16 protein-coding genes are annotated in these 16,251 nt (G+C 53.1%); 1 reads left to right on the plus strand and 15 read right to left on the minus strand.

Annotated features, from left to right (window positions below; all coding sequences use genetic code 11):
- Positions 1 to 22: 22 nt before the first annotated feature.
- The 15 genes from rnhB to rpsB form a co-directional block, all read right to left on the minus strand.
- Positions 23 to 649 carry a ribonuclease HII gene (gene rnhB, locus GC087_RS18715; RefSeq protein WP_033740315.1) on the minus strand — a complete coding sequence of 209 codons (627 nt, stop codon included), beginning with the start codon at positions 647 to 649 and terminating at the stop codon, positions 23 to 25.
- Positions 642 to 1,790 (minus strand): lipid-A-disaccharide synthase, encoded by a 1,149-nt coding sequence (lpxB, locus tag GC087_RS18720; RefSeq protein WP_054688129.1) that lies wholly within the window; start codon positions 1,788 to 1,790, stop codon positions 642 to 644. The genes rnhB and lpxB overlap by 8 nt, the downstream gene beginning before the upstream one ends.
- 3 nt (positions 1,791 to 1,793) lie before the next feature.
- A complete protein-coding gene (lpxA, locus tag GC087_RS18725) occupies positions 1,794 to 2,582 on the minus strand; it encodes an acyl-ACP--UDP-N-acetylglucosamine O-acyltransferase (RefSeq protein ID WP_006117770.1) in 789 nt (262 codons plus the stop codon).
- Between the two features lie 3 nt (positions 2,583 to 2,585).
- A complete protein-coding gene (fabZ, locus tag GC087_RS18730) occupies positions 2,586 to 3,041 on the minus strand; it encodes a 3-hydroxyacyl-ACP dehydratase FabZ (RefSeq protein ID WP_006117769.1) in 456 nt (151 codons plus the stop codon).
- A 151-nt stretch (positions 3,042 to 3,192) separates the two neighbouring features.
- Entirely contained in the window at positions 3,193 to 4,218 is a 1,026-nt protein-coding gene (lpxD, locus tag GC087_RS18735; RefSeq protein WP_033740314.1) for a UDP-3-O-(3-hydroxymyristoyl)glucosamine N-acyltransferase, read from the minus strand.
- A 3-nt stretch (positions 4,219 to 4,221) separates the two neighbouring features.
- Positions 4,222 to 4,767 carry an OmpH family outer membrane protein gene (locus tag GC087_RS18740; protein ID WP_191091151.1) on the minus strand — a complete coding sequence of 182 codons (546 nt, stop codon included), beginning with the start codon at positions 4,765 to 4,767 and terminating at the stop codon, positions 4,222 to 4,224.
- 51 nt (positions 4,768 to 4,818) lie between these two features.
- On the minus strand, positions 4,819 to 7,230 hold the full coding sequence (gene bamA / locus GC087_RS18745; RefSeq protein WP_033740313.1) for an outer membrane protein assembly factor BamA: 2,412 nt from the start codon (positions 7,228 to 7,230) through the stop codon (positions 4,819 to 4,821).
- 51 nt (positions 7,231 to 7,281) lie between these two features.
- The gene (gene rseP, locus GC087_RS18750; RefSeq protein WP_033740312.1) at positions 7,282 to 8,631 is read right to left on the minus strand and encodes a sigma E protease regulator RseP; all 1,350 of its coding nucleotides are present in this window, start codon (positions 8,629 to 8,631) and stop codon (positions 7,282 to 7,284) included.
- A gap of 12 nt (positions 8,632 to 8,643) precedes the next feature.
- A complete protein-coding gene (cdsA, locus tag GC087_RS18755) occupies positions 8,644 to 9,501 on the minus strand; it encodes a phosphatidate cytidylyltransferase (RefSeq protein ID WP_054634468.1) in 858 nt (285 codons plus the stop codon).
- A gap of 18 nt (positions 9,502 to 9,519) precedes the next feature.
- Complete coding sequence (gene ispU, locus GC087_RS18760; protein WP_006117763.1) at positions 9,520 to 10,272, minus strand: (2E,6E)-farnesyl-diphosphate-specific ditrans,polycis-undecaprenyl-diphosphate synthase; 753 nt, start codon at positions 10,270 to 10,272, stop codon at positions 9,520 to 9,522.
- A 177-nt stretch (positions 10,273 to 10,449) separates the two neighbouring features.
- Positions 10,450 to 11,646: a 1-deoxy-D-xylulose-5-phosphate reductoisomerase gene (ispC, locus tag GC087_RS18765; protein WP_006117762.1), complete on the minus strand. Its 1,197-nt coding sequence runs from the start codon at positions 11,644 to 11,646 to the stop codon at positions 10,450 to 10,452.
- 110 nt (positions 11,647 to 11,756) lie between these two features.
- A complete protein-coding gene (gene frr, locus GC087_RS18770; RefSeq protein ID WP_006117761.1) occupies positions 11,757 to 12,314 on the minus strand; it encodes a ribosome recycling factor in 558 nt (185 codons plus the stop codon).
- Between the two features lie 143 nt (positions 12,315 to 12,457).
- Positions 12,458 to 13,183, minus strand: coding sequence for a UMP kinase (gene pyrH, locus GC087_RS18775; RefSeq protein ID WP_006117760.1), 726 nt, complete (start codon positions 13,181 to 13,183; stop codon positions 12,458 to 12,460).
- Positions 13,184 to 13,337: 154 nt separating this feature from the next.
- Positions 13,338 to 14,189 (minus strand): translation elongation factor Ts, encoded by an 852-nt coding sequence (gene tsf / locus GC087_RS18780; protein ID WP_006117759.1) that lies wholly within the window; start codon positions 14,187 to 14,189, stop codon positions 13,338 to 13,340.
- A 183-nt stretch (positions 14,190 to 14,372) separates the two neighbouring features.
- Positions 14,373 to 15,098: a 30S ribosomal protein S2 gene (rpsB, locus tag GC087_RS18785; protein ID WP_006117758.1), complete on the minus strand. Its 726-nt coding sequence runs from the start codon at positions 15,096 to 15,098 to the stop codon at positions 14,373 to 14,375.
- 316 nt (positions 15,099 to 15,414) lie between these two features.
- Here rpsB and map point away from each other — a divergent pair, with 316 nt between their 5' ends.
- Positions 15,415 to 16,209 carry a type I methionyl aminopeptidase gene (gene map / locus GC087_RS18790; RefSeq protein ID WP_033740309.1) on the plus strand — a complete coding sequence of 265 codons (795 nt, stop codon included), beginning with the start codon at positions 15,415 to 15,417 and terminating at the stop codon, positions 16,207 to 16,209.
- Positions 16,210 to 16,251: the final 42 nt, after the last annotated feature.

Raw genomic sequence — 16,251 nt, forward strand, 5'->3', positions numbered from 1 at the left:
TTCCGGTTAAAACAGGGGCGGATTAGCGCAGCGTGGAGGCGCTGCTCGCCAGCACTTCGGCATCGATGAGCGCATTACGCACCGGCGCAAAGCTGCGGCGGTGATGTGGTGTTGCGCCATACTGCGTTAACTTTTCCATATGTAACGCCGTAGGATAACCTTTATGTTGCGCAAAACCATACTGCGGAAACAACAAATCCAGCTCTGCCATTTCACGATCGCGCGTGACTTTGGCGATGATCGAGGCCGCACTGATTTCAGCAACCAGGCTGTCGCCTTTTACTACGGCCAGTGATGGCACAGGCAAGGCCGGACAGCGATTGCCGTCAATCAGCACATAATCAGGCGTGATCGCCAGGCCGGCCACCGCGCGCTGCATCGCCAGCATCGTGGCATGCAGAATATTCAGGCTGTCGATCTCTTCCGGTTCGGCACGGCCCAGACTCCAGGCCAGCGCATGCTCTTTAATCTGATCAAACAGCGCCAGGCGACGTTTCTCTGAGAGCTTTTTCGAATCGGCCAGGCCCGGAATGGGTTTCGCCGGATCGAGAATTACCGCCGCAGTCACCACCGCACCAACCAGCGGGCCGCGCCCCACTTCATCCACACCGGCAATCAGTCGGGCGTTGGGATAGATAAAATCAGCCATTGGCGAGCTCCAGTACCGCATTTGCGGCTTGTTCGTCCGCATTCCAGCGAATCTGCTGGTGCAGTTCGTGGAAGGTCTGCAATAACGTTTCGCGTTCATGACTGGCATGTAACAGCGGATCCAGCGCCGCAGCCAGCGCTTCAGGTTGGCACTCATCCTGCAGCAGTTCTTTGACCAGCTCTCGCCCGGCCAGCAGGTTTGGCAACGAAACGTAGTCGGTTTTGACCAGGCGTTTTGCCAGCCAGAAGGTAAACGGCTTCATGCGGTAGCCCACGACCATGGGGCATTTCGCCAGCATGCATTCAAGCGCCGCGGTGCCGGACGCCAGCAGCGCAGCATCACTGGCCACCATCGCTTCACGGCCCTGCCCGTCCAGCAGATGCACGGGCAGCTCCGGCGCAACCTGCGCTTTGATTTGCTCAAACTGCTCGCGGCGCTTCGGGTTAACCAGCGGTACCACAATTTCCAGCGCCGGATAGCGCTTACGCAGTATCTGCGCCGTTTTAAGAAAGTCAGCACTCAGCATGTCAACTTCGGCACCGCGACTGCCGGGCAATAACGCCAGACACTGGGCATTGTCGTCAATGCCCAGATGGCGACGGGCGGCGGCTTTGTCGGGCTGTAGCGGCATAGCATCCGCCATGGTGTGGCCGATAAAACGGCACGGGACACCGAAACGGTCGTAAAAGGCTTTTTCAAACGGCAGAAATGCCAGCACCAGATCGGTGTTGCGACCGATTTTGAACACCCGTTTTTGCCGCCAGGCCCAGACAGAGGGACTGACGTAATGAATCGTGCGAATGCCTGCGCGCTTAAGATTACCTTCCAGCGTGATATTGAAATCCGGTGCGTCAATACCGACGAACACATCGGGTTTCAGCGAGATAAAGCGCTGTGTCAGATCGCGACGAATAGCCAGCAAGCGGCGCAATCGTCCCAGCACTTCCACAATGCCCATCACCGCCAGTTCTTCCATTTCGTACCAGGCTTCACAGCCTTCGGCCTGCATCAATGGGCCTGCGACGCCAACAAACCGGGCATCAGGATGACGCGCTTTTAAGGCACGAATCAGGCCTGCACCAAGGATGTCGCCAGAGGTTTCTCCGGCGACGACGGCTATCGTAAGGGGACGCGCTGACATGAATTAGCGAATTAATCCACGAGTTGAACGGGCAAAAAAGTCATAGAAAGGCTGCACTTCACTGTGTTGCTGAGCAATCGCTTCGATTTCTGGCTTAACCTCATCCAGCGTTCTGCCGCTGCGGTAAAGCAACTTATAGGCATTACGAATCGCATGCAGCGACTCTTTGCTGAAGCCGCGACGCTTCAGGCCTTCAATATTGATTCCGAATGGCGTCGCGTGATTCCCCTGTGCAATAACATAGGGCGGCACATCCTGAGCAACGCCTGAACACCCGCCAACCATCACATGCGCGCCAATGGTGCACCACTGGTGCACAGCGGTCATGCCGCCAATGATGGCGAAATCATCCACCGTGACATGGCCGCCCAGCGTGGCGTTGTTGGCCATGATGCAGCGGTTGCCGATCACACAGTCATGGGCAATGTGGACGTTAACCATCAGCAGGTTGTCGCTGCCGACAACCGTGACATTCGTGCCCTGCGTCGTGCCGCGATGAATGGTGACGCTTTCACGGATTCGGTTACGATCGCCAATCTCAACCCGGGTAGGTTCGCCCGCGTATTTTAAATCCTGATTCACTTCACCAATGGAGGCGAACTGATAGATCTGATTGTCTTTACCGATACGTGTATGGCCATTCACCACAACGTGTGACTTGAGTACGGTTCCTTCACCAATTTCAACATTCGCCCCGATAAAGCAGAACGGGCCGATATGAACGCCAGGGCCGATGATGGCCCCGTCTTCAATGACAGAACTGGGATGGATGTTGGCGGTTGGATCAATCACGAATTATGCCTCCCGGCTACGGGCACACATCATGGTCGCTTCACAAACGATTTTACCGTCCACGGTCGCTACGCCGTTAAAGCGCGTCAGACCACGGCGGGTTTTCTCGAAAGTCACTTCCATAATCATTTGATCGCCCGGTACGACCGGACGCTTGAAACGGGCATTATCAATGCCTGCAAAATAATAGAGCTCGCCTGGCTCCAGTTTACCCACGCTTTTGAATGCCAGAATACCGGTGGCCTGCGCCATCGCTTCCAGAATCAGAACGCCGGGAAAAATCGGTTTACCAGGGAAATGCCCCTGGAAAAACGGTTCGTTAAAGGAGACGTTCTTTACCGCGCGCAGATATTTGTTTTCTTCAAAATCCAGCACGCGGTCTACCAGCAGAAACGGATAACGGTGCGGCAGCAGCTCTAAAATCTCTTCAATTTGCAGAGTATGAGTTTCAGTAGTCAAAATACTCTTCCTGTCCTAAAAATCTGATGACATCAATAACACGGCCTGCACCGATCATCATGATCGTTGGCAGGCCGCAAATAGTTTCCGTGGCGCCTGGCTTCCCTGCTTACACTGTTATTATGAAAGCCGGTCAGTCATGGGATGGCGTTTAGTCGTCTTTGCCGACTTTGCGCTCGATTGCTTTTAAGCGTTTGCTCATGTCGTCGATATTCATCACCAACGCTGCAGTTTTGCGCCAGGTTTTGTTGGGCTGTAATGGAATTCCTGAGGAGTATACACCAGGTTCTGTTATCGGACGCATAACCATGCCCATACCGGTTACGGTTACTTTGTCACAGATTTCCATATGGCCGTTGATGACGCTGGCACCGCCAATCATACAATAACGACCAATTTTTAAACTACCCGCCATGATCACACCGCCAGCAACCGCAGTATTGTCGCCAATCACTACGTTGTGGGCAATCTGACATTGGTTATCTATGATAACACCATTGCCGATCAGAGTGTTATCCAGCGCACCACGATCAATGGTCGTACAGGCACCAATTTCTACCCGATCGCCAATAATCACCGAGCCCAACTGCGGTATTTTCACCCAGTTACCCCGATCGTTCGCGTAGCCGAAGCCATCAGAACCGATGACGGTGCCGGACTGAATCAGGCAATGCTGACCAATGACTACTTCATGGTAAACCGAGACGTTAGCCCACAAACGCGTACCGCTGCCGATACGGGTTTTTTTACCCACAAAACAGCCTGCGCCAATGACAACGTTATCACCGAGCTCAACGTCAGATTCAATAACCGCATTGGCCCCGACAGAGACATTGGCACCGAGTCTCGCGCTGGGATCAATCACAGCACTTGGCGCAATATCCTGCGCGGGCTGTGGCGTAGTGTCGAGCAGCTGCGCCATTCTCGCATAGGTGAGATAAGGATTTTTCACCACCAGCGCGGCGGTTTTACACCATTCCAGATCCGCTTCCGTCAGCACCACGGCTGATGCCTGGACCAGCGCGAGCTGCTCGCGGTAGCGGCTGTTGGCAAGAAATGTGATTTGACCAGTTGTGGCGGATTGCATAGAAGCAATGCCGGAGATGGCGATATCGCCATCTCCGTGCAATTCTGCATCCAACTGCTGGGCTAAATCAGCCAGTCGAATTGATGACATCGATTATTTAACCTGCTTCGCAACTTCATCAGTGATGTCTTTCACATCAGAACCAGAATAAAGCACAGCCTGAGAATTCAGGACCAGGTCATATCCGCCGCTTTTGGCAACTGACTGAACGGCAGTCTGGATTTTTTCCAGCAGCTTGTTACGTTCCTGAACCTGACGAGTCTGGTTGTCTTTCTCAAACGCGTCTGCTTTCGCCTGGAAGGCATTGCGCTCAGATTCGATCTGCTTCTCTTTCTTGTTGCGCTCGCTCGCCTTCATGGTCGGCGCATTGCGCTGCAGATCCTGCATTTCCTGCTGAATTTTGTCGTGCTGAGAACGGAGTTCAGTGGCGCGGCCCTGGAACTCACTCTCAAGCTGTTTGGAGATAGCAGCGCGCTGAGGTGATTTCTGGAAAACCTGGCTCAGATCAACAGTTGCGACTTTATCGGCCGCCTGTGCGCCAGCAGAAGCAGCCAATGCAACACCCAGAGTAACTGCACATAACAACTTTTTCACTATAAACTCCTTACCCTCAACATGTATGTTTGCAGTGCGGAGCATAACAATACTCCACAGCTGCAAGCTATTTTTTTCACATCCCTGTACAGAACGTTACCAGGTTTTACCAATGTTAAACTGGAACTGCTCTGACTTATCTCCATCCACTTTCTTAACTGGCTGGGCGTAGGAGAACACTAACGGCCCCAGCGGTGACATCCACTGTAAAGACACACCGGTCGAGACGCGAATGTTGTTTGGATCGCTGTAGTCAGGAATACCGGCAGCGCGCGTTTCAGCGGTGTTCTGCCATTTAGTATCCCAGACGGTACCGGCGTCGACAAACAGCGATGTACGCACCGAGTTCGAATATTTCTCACTCAGGAACGGCGTGGGCGTAATCAGCTCAAGGCTGGCAATCGCCATCGCGTTACCGCCCACCGCATCACTCGATTTACAGATACCGTTAGGATCGCTCAGGTTACAGTACGACGAGCCATCATTCAGGTAGGCCGCTTTCGGACCGATGGTGTTGGACTGGAAGCCACGCACGGTACTGGAACCACCGGCGTAGAAGTTCTCATAGAACGGCATCTCTTTACCGCCCAGCCCGTCACCATAGCCGACACGGCCACGGCCCAGCACAACCCAGGTGTGATCTTTATTGATCGGCACATACTGTTGGCTGTCCAGGGTGACTTTGTAGAACTCATTATCGGAACCCGGGATCGTCACCTTACCGTTCAGGTTGGTACGGTTACCCGAAGTCGCGAAGAAACCGCGGTCCAGCGTGTTATACGTCCAGCCATAGTTAAAGGTGAAGTCGTCAGCCGAGAAATCGCCATTGCGGTTTAACTGCTGTGGCTTACCAACCGAGTCCAGATAGCGCCACATCGCAACCTGAGGACGCATATCCGACAGGTCGTTGTGTACATAACCCAGACCGACGCGCAGCGAGTTGTTCTCATTGATTGGGAAGCCCAATGTCCCGTCTGTACCGTAACTTCTGTTGGTATAGCCGGAGAGATCGGCGTCGCTGGCCTTAAAGTTGTTGTAGAACACCCGGCCGCCCAGACTCACACCATCAACGGTAAAGTAAGGATCGGTCAGGGAGAACTCTGCATAGGTCTGGTAGTCGTTTTTGGTTCCGCTGATACCGACGGTATTCCCGGTACCCAGCCAGTTATCCTGGGTCACGCCGACCTGGAAGCTGACGCCACTTTCCGTACCGTAGCCGACGCCGAAGTTAAAGGTACCGGTGTTACGCTCTTTAACTTTGTAAACCACGTCAACCTGGTCCGGTGAGCCCGGTACACGCTGCGTATCCACGTCAACGGTTTCGAAGTAACCTGTACGATTCAGGCGCTCTTTACCCTGATCGACCAGATCGCTGCCCAGCCAGGCACCTTCCATCTGGCGCATTTCGCGACGCAGTACGGCATCTTTCGAGGTGTCGTTACCTTCAAAGCGCACTTTACGCACGTAGTAGCGGTTGCCCGCATCCACGTTGATATGCAACTTAACGGTTTTATCGGCATCGTTAATTTCAGGCTGCGTCACGACGCGCGGATAGGCATAACCGTAGCGGCCTAACAGCTTCTTGATATCATCTTCCATCGACGTGACTTTTGCGCCGTTATACAGCTCGCCCGCCGGGATTTTGGTCAGGTGTTCGATTTCCGCCGAATGGCCGGCCATGCTGCCGTTAACAATAACGCCGGCAATCTTGTACTGATCGCCTTCGGTGATGTTAACGGTGATGTAGATGCCTTTCTTATCCGGCGTCAGGCTCACCTGCGTCGAATCAATATTGAAACGGGCATAACCGCGATCCAGATAGAAGCTGCGCAGGGTTTCAAGGTCACCCGCCAGTTTCTGTTTCTGGTATTTACGGTCAGCCACCACGTTCCACCACGGCACTTCGTCACGCAGCTGGAAACGGGAAATGAGTTCGTCTGAGCTGAAGGCTTTATTACCTACAATGTTGATCTGCTGAATTTTGGCAGAAACACCTTCGGTAAAGACCAGTTTCAGATCGACGCGGTTACGCGGCAGCGGTGTGACAACGGCTTTTACGCTGGCGGTATATTTACCCACGCTGTAGTAGAAGTCTTCCAGTCCCTTCTCGATTGAAGAGATTGTGGTGCGGTCCAGCGCTTCGCCGACGCGCACACCTGAGGCTTCAAGGTTCTGTTTGAGCTGATCGTCCTTAACCGCTTTGTTACCGCTGAAGGTAATGCTGGCGATGGTAGGACGTTCTTTAACCTGAACAATCAGCGTATTACCATCTCGCAGGACCTGAACATCCTCAAAGTTGCCAGTCGCGAACAGGGAGCGAATGGTATTTCTGACGTCATCGTCATTCACCGTATCGCCAACCCGAACTGGCATGCTCAGCAGAGCCGCGCCGACGGCGACTCGCTGCAGCCCTTCGAAATGAATGTCCTTCACCACGAAATCGTCTGCACCGTAAACGGTGGCGCTGCTAAACAGCAGCGACGCTATGAGCAACTTTTTCATCGCCATCGTTATTATGCGTTTTCCTAACACATCCCACGCAAGCTCGCGTTCCAGCGGTTACAGGCGTGAGAAATCATTGAAAAGTGCAAGCCCCATTAACATCACCAGCAGTATTGAGCCGATGCGATAACTAAAGTCTTGAACTCGATCGGACACCGGTCCCCCTTTGATCTTTTCGATCGCCAGGAAGAGCAAGTGCCCACCATCTAAAACCGGCAGCGGGAACAGATTGATGATTCCTAAGTTGACGCTAATCAACGCCAGGAACATCAGGTAGTAAATCATTCCGTACTCGGCTGACAAACCTGCACCTTGCGCAATCGAGATTGGGCCGCTCAGGTTGTTCAACTTCACATCACCGGTTATTAACTTGCCCAACATGGAGACGGTCAGCTTCATCAGTTGCCAGGTTTTTACACTGGCCTCACCAATGGCCGGGAACGCGCCATATTGTCTTACCGTTTTGTACTCGTCTGGCAGAGGAACAACTCGCGGAATGACGCCCGCAAACCCTTCCGCTTTATTTCCAGGTTTCGCTTCCGGCGTCAGGGTCAACTTCACCGCTTCACCGTTGCGATCGACCTCAAGGGCCATACTTTTTCCGGGGTTATCCCGAACCTGAGTCGCAAAAAGCTGCCATTGCGTTAATAACTGACCATCGACTTTAACGATCCTGTCGCCCGCTTGCAAACCGGCTTCACTGGCGGGTGAATTCTTTTGCACTTCAGCCAGTGTCGTTTCGATCTGTGGACCGCGAGGACGTATCCCCAGCGCCACCACCGGATCCTGCTTATCAGGCTCAAACTGCCAGTTCCGCAAATCAACGTGCTTTTGCTGCGTCCCTTGTTCGCCAAAGCGACCCACTGTCAGCGTCGTGCTGCTGTCACCGATTTTACCGACCAGCGCCATGCGCACAGCTTCCCAGTCAGGCGTTTCGATACCGTCGACGGCCTTAAGTTCCGTTCCGGGTGTAATTTGCGCTTCCGCCGCTACCGAACCGTTCAGAATTTCACCAACCACAGGTTTCACACCCGGCACGCCATGAATGAAGACGACCCAGTAGGCAAAGATGGCGAACAGGAAATTGGCGACAGGACCAGCAGCGATAATGGAGGCGCGCTGCCAGATGGCTTTATTGTTAAACGCCTGGTGCCGGAGTTCCGCAGGGACGCTTTCGACCCGCTCATCCAGCATTTTGACGTAACCGCCAAGTGGAATGAGGGCAAGAACAAATTCGGTCCCATGTCGGTCACGGCGTTGCCATAACGCTTTACCAAAACCGATTGAAAAACGTTCGACTCTGACCCCGCAACGCCGCGCCACCCAAAAATGGCCAAATTCATGCACCGTAATTAATATGCCCAGTGCAATGATGAATGCGGCAAAACTCCAGATTACGCTTAACATCGTCGTTTGCCCTTAGAGTGTCTGAAACACCAACAGTAACAGGCAGGCAAAGACCGGTACGGCTGCTGTCAGGCTGTCAATGCGGTCGAGGATGCCGCCATGTCCCGGGATCAGGTTACCGCTGTCTTTGATACCGGCTTCACGTTTAAACATGCTTTCCGTGAGATCGCCCAGGACTGATGCGAGCGTCGACATCACCGCACACATGACCAGCGTGCCCGTCGGGATGGTCAGCGGCGCAAAGCTGGCAAACAGCACAGCAATAAGCGCGGAAGAGACCAGTCCGCCCAAAAATCCTTCCCAGGTTTTACCGGGTGACACTTTGGGGGCCAGCTTATGCCTGCCAAACAGCTTACCGAACATATAGGCACCTGAATCGGCCCCCCAGACCAGAAACATGACAAACAACAGCCACCATGCACCGGCAAAATGATCAGATTCGTAGTGATACTGGCGGAGCGCCATCATGCCCCAGAAGAAAGGAATAATGGTTAAGACACCGAACAGCAGGCGGAGAAGCCGGGAATGACGCCAGAGTGTCGCAGAGGCCGGATAAAACAGAACCAACAGCAGCGCGCCCGTCCACCAGGCCAGCGAAGCCCACAGCCAGCCTGTAACCTGCGGCAGATAGGCGTTATGTTCGTAAGGGGGGAGGGTAAGGAGCATAAGCGTCAGCACAAGGCCACAGATCACGGCCAGCCAGATACGTTGCTGACGCGATGCCATACCGGACAGCTGCCCCCATTCCCAGGCGGCAAGCATACAGATGATAATCGTAACAATTGCAAAGCCAACAGGCGGTAACCAGAACAATGCAGCGATCACCAGCGGAATAAGGATCAGCGCGGTGATCAGACGAGACTTCAGCAAAGGTTACCCCCAGATTGCTCAGGCGCCGCCTGGTGCAGCGCCGCCAAAGCGTCGCTCCCGCAGAGAGAATGCATTCAGTGCACCTTCAAAAACGTGTTCATCAAAATCCGGCCAGAGCACATCAGTAAAATAGAATTCCGCATAGGCAATCTGCCACAACAGGAAGTTGCTAATCCGATGCTCTCCCCCGGTCCTTATCACTAAATCCACTGGCGCCAGCTGGTTCATACACAGCTGCGACGTCAGACTCTCTTCGGTTATCTGATCAGGGCGTAACAAGCCTTCCTGTACCTGTTCAGCCAACTTTTTAACACCTTCGATGATATCCCAACGTCCGCCGTAGTTAGCGGCGATGTTTAACGTCAGGCGATCGTTATTTTCCGTCAGCGCCTCGGCCCGACGGACACGTTCCTGAATACGCGGGCTGAATCGACTGATATCGCCAATAATGCGTAAGCGGACATTGTGTTTATGCAGGCTCTTCACTTCGCTATCCAGCGCCCAGACAAACAGTTCCATTAAGGCTGTCACTTCCTGCGCAGGACGGCTCCAGTTTTCGCTGCTAAAGGCGTAAAGCGTTAACGCTTCCAGATTATTATTGACAGCAAAGCTAACGGCGCGGCGTACTGATTTCACGCCCGCTTTATGGCCGGAAATACGCAGTTTTCCCTGGTTTTTAGCCCAGCGGCCATTGCCATCCATGATGATAGCGACGTGGCGCGGACCGGTACCCTGTTGGTCATCGGTGTTGTTGTGATTTTCAGACGACATAACGCGTAATCAATTCCTTTCATCAGAAATGCTGTGGTTTCTGAATACATTGCGCCCGGTACAAATCCCGACATTGCCTGCCGGGCCACACCGAATTCGGTGACAGACCGTTAAACGCGAGCCAGCGACTATAACATTTTCACCCGAAGCGAACAAATAGCCTCAGCGTAATCGTTATTACGACGTGAAATGGGACAACATTTCTGTTGCCGCCGCGCGTGCGCTTCGGTCAATGTCAATGACCGCATCCACGGAGTCCGGCTCCTGACAGTGATGCGCCGACAGCACTGCGCTGTTCAACGCGGCAATATCCGTAAAACGGATCTGCTTATCCAGGAAAGCCGCCACGGCAATCTCATTGGCCGCATTGAGCGTGGTGGTCGCTGCCTGTCCGGCTTCGCAGGCATCAATCGCGAGTTTGAGACAGGGGTAACGACCAAAATCAGGTGCCGAGAAGGTCAGTGCCGACATGCGGGTAAAGTCCAGCGGTGTGACCCCAGCCTCAATACGTGCGGGCCAGGCCATACTGTGGGCGATTGGTGTCCGCATGTCAGGCGAACCTAACTGGGCCAGCACGCTGCCATCGCAATACCGCACCATGGAGTGGATCACCGATTGTGGGTGCAAAATCACTTCCATCTGCGCTGCGCTGGCATTAAACAGCCAGCGCGCTTCAATGTATTCAAGACCTTTATTCATCATGGTGGCCGAATCAACAGAGATTTTACGCCCCATTGTCCAGTTCGGATGTGCACAAGCCTGATCTGGCGACATATTGCTCAGATCCGCTAAATTTGTGTCACGAAAAGGGCCACCCGATCCCGTAAGAATAATCGACTCAATGCCGTTATTCTGCAGGTCAGCGTAACCTAACTGATGCTGGATGGAAGCGGGCAAACTCTGAAAAATGGCATTGTGCTCGCTATCGACCGGCAACAACTGCGCGTTATGTTGACGTACCGCCTCCATAAATAAACGGCCGCAGGTGACCAGCGATTCTTTGTTCGCCAGCAAGACCGTTTTGCCGGCGCGAATGGCGGCCAGCGTGGGTAATAACCCCGATGCACCCACAATTGCGGCCATCACCTGGTCAACCTCATCCAGCGCGGCCAGTTCACAGGCTGCCTGAACGCCGGAGAGCACTTCAGTCCTGATCTTCAATGCTCTCAGTCGCTCACGTAGCGCGGCGGCAGCGTCTTCATCTGCCATGGCGGCGTAGCGCGGTTGAAACTGTGCACACTGTTCTGCCATCAGGGCTACATTTTTGCCCGCCACCAGCGCCGTGACCTGGTAAAGCGCCGGATTGGCTTTAACAACGGCCAGCGTGCTGGTGCCGATTGATCCGGTCGAACCCAGCAGAGTTAATCGCTTCATAATGCTGTCCCTGTATCGGTAAAAGCGTGGGGCACAACGTAAAACGCCGCCAGAGATGGCATTCAGTCAGAAGGCCTCCCTGTACGGCGTTTTCGTCGGCGAAGATGGAATTAGAAATCCATCAGCTCCGTTTCTTTTTCGGCCAATGCTGCATCGACTTTCTTGATGTGCGCATCGGTCATTTTCTGGATTTCATCCTGCGCGCGACGTTCGTCGTCTTCGCTGATCTCTTTATCTTTCAGCAGCGCTTTGATCTTATCGTTGGCATCGCGACGGACGTTACGTACCGACACACGGCCCTGCTCGGCTTCGCCGCGCACGATTTTAATCAGGTCTTTACGACGTTCTTCGGTCAGTGCAGGCAGCGGAACACGAATGTCCGAACCGGCAGAGCTGGGATTCAGCCCAAGATCAGACGCCATAATCGCTTTTTCAACGGCCGGGCCGAGAGAGCGATCAAACACGTTGATTTTCAGCGTGCGGGAATCTTCAACAGTGACGGAAGCCAGCTGACGCAGTGGCGTCGGCGTGCCGTAATATTCAACGATGATGCCGTCGAGCAGTGAAGGTGAAGCACGACCTGTGCGCACCTTGCTGATAGTGGTTTTGAATGCTTCCACGCATTTATCCATGCGCGTATCAGCATCTTTTTTAATGTCGTTAATCACGTTAAAACCCTTGGATTCGGTTTGACCTGGCCAGTTCCGGCATTACCGGAAGCGGGATCGATAAGCATCGATAATCCTGAATGGCGTGCGGCAATACCGCGCCGCACTGACAGAATATACCCTATTTTATCTCGCCTCGGGTATTAATGCGTAATCAGGGTGCCTTCTTTTTCACCCATCACTACGCGACGCAATGCGCCAGGCTTGTTCATGTTGAAAACGCGGATAGGCAGTTTGTGATCGCGCGCCAGCGTAAACGCGGCGAGATCCATCACTTTTAGCTCTTGATCCAGCACTTCCGCATAGGTCAGTTTTTCGTACAGTGTTGCATCGGGGTGCTTCACGGGGTCCGCAGAATAAACGCCGTCAACTTTGGTGGCTTTCAACACCACATCGGCTTCGATTTCGATACCGCGCAGACAGGCGGCAGAATCCGTCGTAAAGAAGGGGTTACCGGTACCTGCGGAGAAGATGACAACGCGGTTATTGCGTAACAGGCTGATGGCTTCTGCCCAGCTGTAGTTGTCGCACACGCCGTTCAGGGGAATGGCCGACATCAGACGGGCGTTAACATAGGCACGATGCAGCGCATCACGCATTGCCAGGCCATTCATTACGGTGGCCAGCATCCCCATGTGGTCGCCGACAACGCGGTTCATGCCCGCCTGTGCCAGACCCGCTCCACGGAACAGGTTGCCCCCGCCAATCACAACGCCCACCTGGATACCCAGTTCGACCAGCTCTTTAACTTCCTGAGCCATGCGGTCAAGCACACTCGCGTCGATACCAAAACCTTCTGCACCTTGCAGTGCTTCACCGCTGAGTTTTAGCAGGATACGTTGATAAACAGGTTTTGCGTTGGTCGCCATGGTCAGTTCTTCCTGGAAGATATGATGAGTGAGAAGTAATTCCGATCAATCATCCGCTTACAGCAAAAGAATTGCTATTGGGATGAAACTGAAAACGTATCTTTTGCCTGTGGCAGACAAAAAAGAACCGCCATCTGGCGGTTCTTTCAGATCATTAAGACTGTTTGGACATCGCTGCAACTTCAGCAGCAAAATCAGTCTCAACTTTCTCGATGCCTTCGCCCACTTCGAAGCGGATGAAGTTGATCACGTCAGCGCCCTGCTCTTTCAGCGCCTGGCCAACGGTTTTGGCTGGATCGATAACGAATGCCTGACCGGTCAGAGAAACTTCACCGGTGAATTTCTTCATGCGGCCTTCAACCATTTTCTCTGCGATTTCTTTTGGCTTGCCAGACTGCATCGCGATATCCAGCTGAACCTGGTACTCTTTCTCAACCACTTCGGCAGAAACGTCTTCTGGCTTAACAAACTCAGGCTTGCTTGCCGCAACGTGCATCGCGATCTGTTTGATCAGATCTTCGTTAGCGCCTTTCGCTGAAACCAGAACGCCGATACGTGCGCCGTGCAGGTAGCTGCCCAGCTCTTCGCCTTCCAGCACTGCAACGCGACGAATGTTGATGTTTTCACCGATTTTGGCAACCAGTGCAACGCGCTCTTCTTCAAACTGTGCTTTCAGCGCTTCAACGTCGGTGATGCGGTTAGCCGCAGCCGCGTCCAGCACTTTGTCAGCAAATGCCTGGAAGCCACCATCTTTTGCAACGAAGTCAGTCTGGCAGTTTACTTCCAGAATCACACCGTAGTTACCAACGATTTTGGTTTTGATCACGCCGTCAGCAGCAACGTTACCTGCTTTTTTCGCTGCTTTGATTGCGCCAGACTTACGCATGTTTTCAATCGCCAGCTCGATGTCGCCGCTCGCTTCAGTCAGCGCTTTTTTGCAGTCCATCATGCCTGCGCCAGTACGCTCACGCAGTTCTTTTACCAGTGCAGCGGTAATTTCAGCCATTCCAGAATCCTCGGTTCGTACCTGAGCACGGGTGCATCAACAGGTACTTATTTGCGGAAAATTTACTCTGTCCCGCCAGCCTGAACAGGGGCGTTACAGACTTGGATAAAATAAAGGGGCCATGTTTGGCCCCTTACAGATCACATCTGAATGCTAAGGGCTCTTCTACAGAGCAAACCTTAATTAAGCGTTTTCTAAAGACGCTTCTTCAGCCTGCTCAGCCAGATCCTGAGAACGGCCTTCGCGAACGGTAGTCGCAACGGCAGTCAGGTACAGGTTGATAGCACGGATCGCATCGTCGTTACCTGGGATAACGTAATCAACGCCATCCGGATCAGAGTTAGTATCAACGATAGCAAATACTGGGATGCCCAGGTTGTTTGCTTCTTTGATTGCGATGTGTTCGTGGTCAGCATCGACAACAAACAGTGCATCCGGCAAACCGCCCATGTCTTTGATACCGCCCAGGCTGTTTTCCAGCTTGGCCAGCTCACGAGCGCGCATCAGCGCTTCTTTCTTGGTCAGTTTGTCGAAAGTGCCGTCCTGAGACTGGGTCTCAAGCTCTTTCAGACGTTTGATAGACTGACGAACGGTTTTCCAGTTAGTCAGCATACCACCCAACCAGCGGTGGTTTACGAAGAACTGGTCGCAGCTCAGTGCAGACTCTTTTACCGCTTCGGCAGCAGCGCGCTTGGTACCAACGAACAGAATCTTACCTTTACGGGAAGAGATTTTGGTCAACTCAGCCAGAGCTTCGTTGAACATTGGTACGGTTTTCTCAAGGTTGATGATGTGAACTTTGTTACGCGCACCGAAAATGAATGGCTTCATTTTTGGGCACCAGTAACGGGTCTGGTGACCGAAGTGAACACCAGCCTTGAGCATATCGCGCATGGAAACAGTTGCCATGATTACTACCTCTAGTTTAATTGGGGTTGGGCCTCCATGTATCCCATACAACCGACCTCTTTCAAGGCACCCCGGCGTATGTGTCGATACATGTGTGTTTTAGTACACATAGTGAGATTATTGCGGTTCCCGTTGACCTTGCAGCCCACAGAGAATCGTCGGCGCGCTTTATACCACAACCAGGCTCTGGACGCCAATAATTGTTCGCTTATGGCGCGCGATGCGTTCTCCGTTTGGCAGCCCTTTTGGCTTGCTGTTAACATGACAGCACAGCGTTCATTATTGCTGAAAATTTCAGCAACAGCGGAATAATTTAATGGCAATCTCAATAAAAACTCCCGAAGAAATCGAAAAAATGCGCGTCGCAGGTCGGCTGGCTGCGGAAGTGCTTGAAATGATCGAACCGCACGTGCAGCCTGGCGTGACGACGGGCGAACTGGATCGCCTTTGTCATGCGCACATTACCGAGAAGCAGCAGGCGGTGTCTGCCTGCCTGGGTTACCACGGTTTCCCTAAATCTGTCTGTATCTCAGTGAATGAAGTGGTTTGCCATGGCATTCCCAGTGACGATCGCCCGTTAAAAGACGGGGATATCGTTAACATTGACGTGACCGTGATTAAAGACGATTACCATGGCGATACGTCCAAAATGTTTATCGTGGGTAAACCCACCATTCAGGGCGAACGTCTGTGCCGCGTGACGCAGGAAAGCCTTTATCTGTCACTGCGTTTAGTTAAGCCGGGCATTCGGCTGCGCGAGCTGGGCCGCGCGATTCAAAAATACGTCGAAGCGAATGACTTCTCTGTCGTGCGGGAATACTGCGGTCACGGCATTGGCAAAGGTTTCCATGAAGAGCCTCAGGTGCTGCATTACGACGCGGATGACGGCGGAGTGGTCCTGCAGGCAGGAATGACCTTTACCGTTGAACCGATGGTGAACGCCGGTGATTACCGCATTCGTACCATGAAAGACGGCTGGACGGTGAAAACCAAAGATCGCAGCTTGTCGGCGCAGTACGAGCATACTATTGTGGTGACGGATAACGGCTGTGAGATTTTAACCCTGCGAAAAGACGACACCCTGCCTGCGGTGTTAGTTAACCAGGAGTAATTCCACCACGAATAAAAAAGCCGGCGCTCTGCCGGTTTTTTT

The organism is Pantoea sp. JZ2, from assembly GCF_035191405.1.
In the GTDB taxonomy this organism is placed as follows: Bacteria; Pseudomonadota; Gammaproteobacteria; order Enterobacterales; family Enterobacteriaceae; genus Pantoea; species Pantoea stewartii.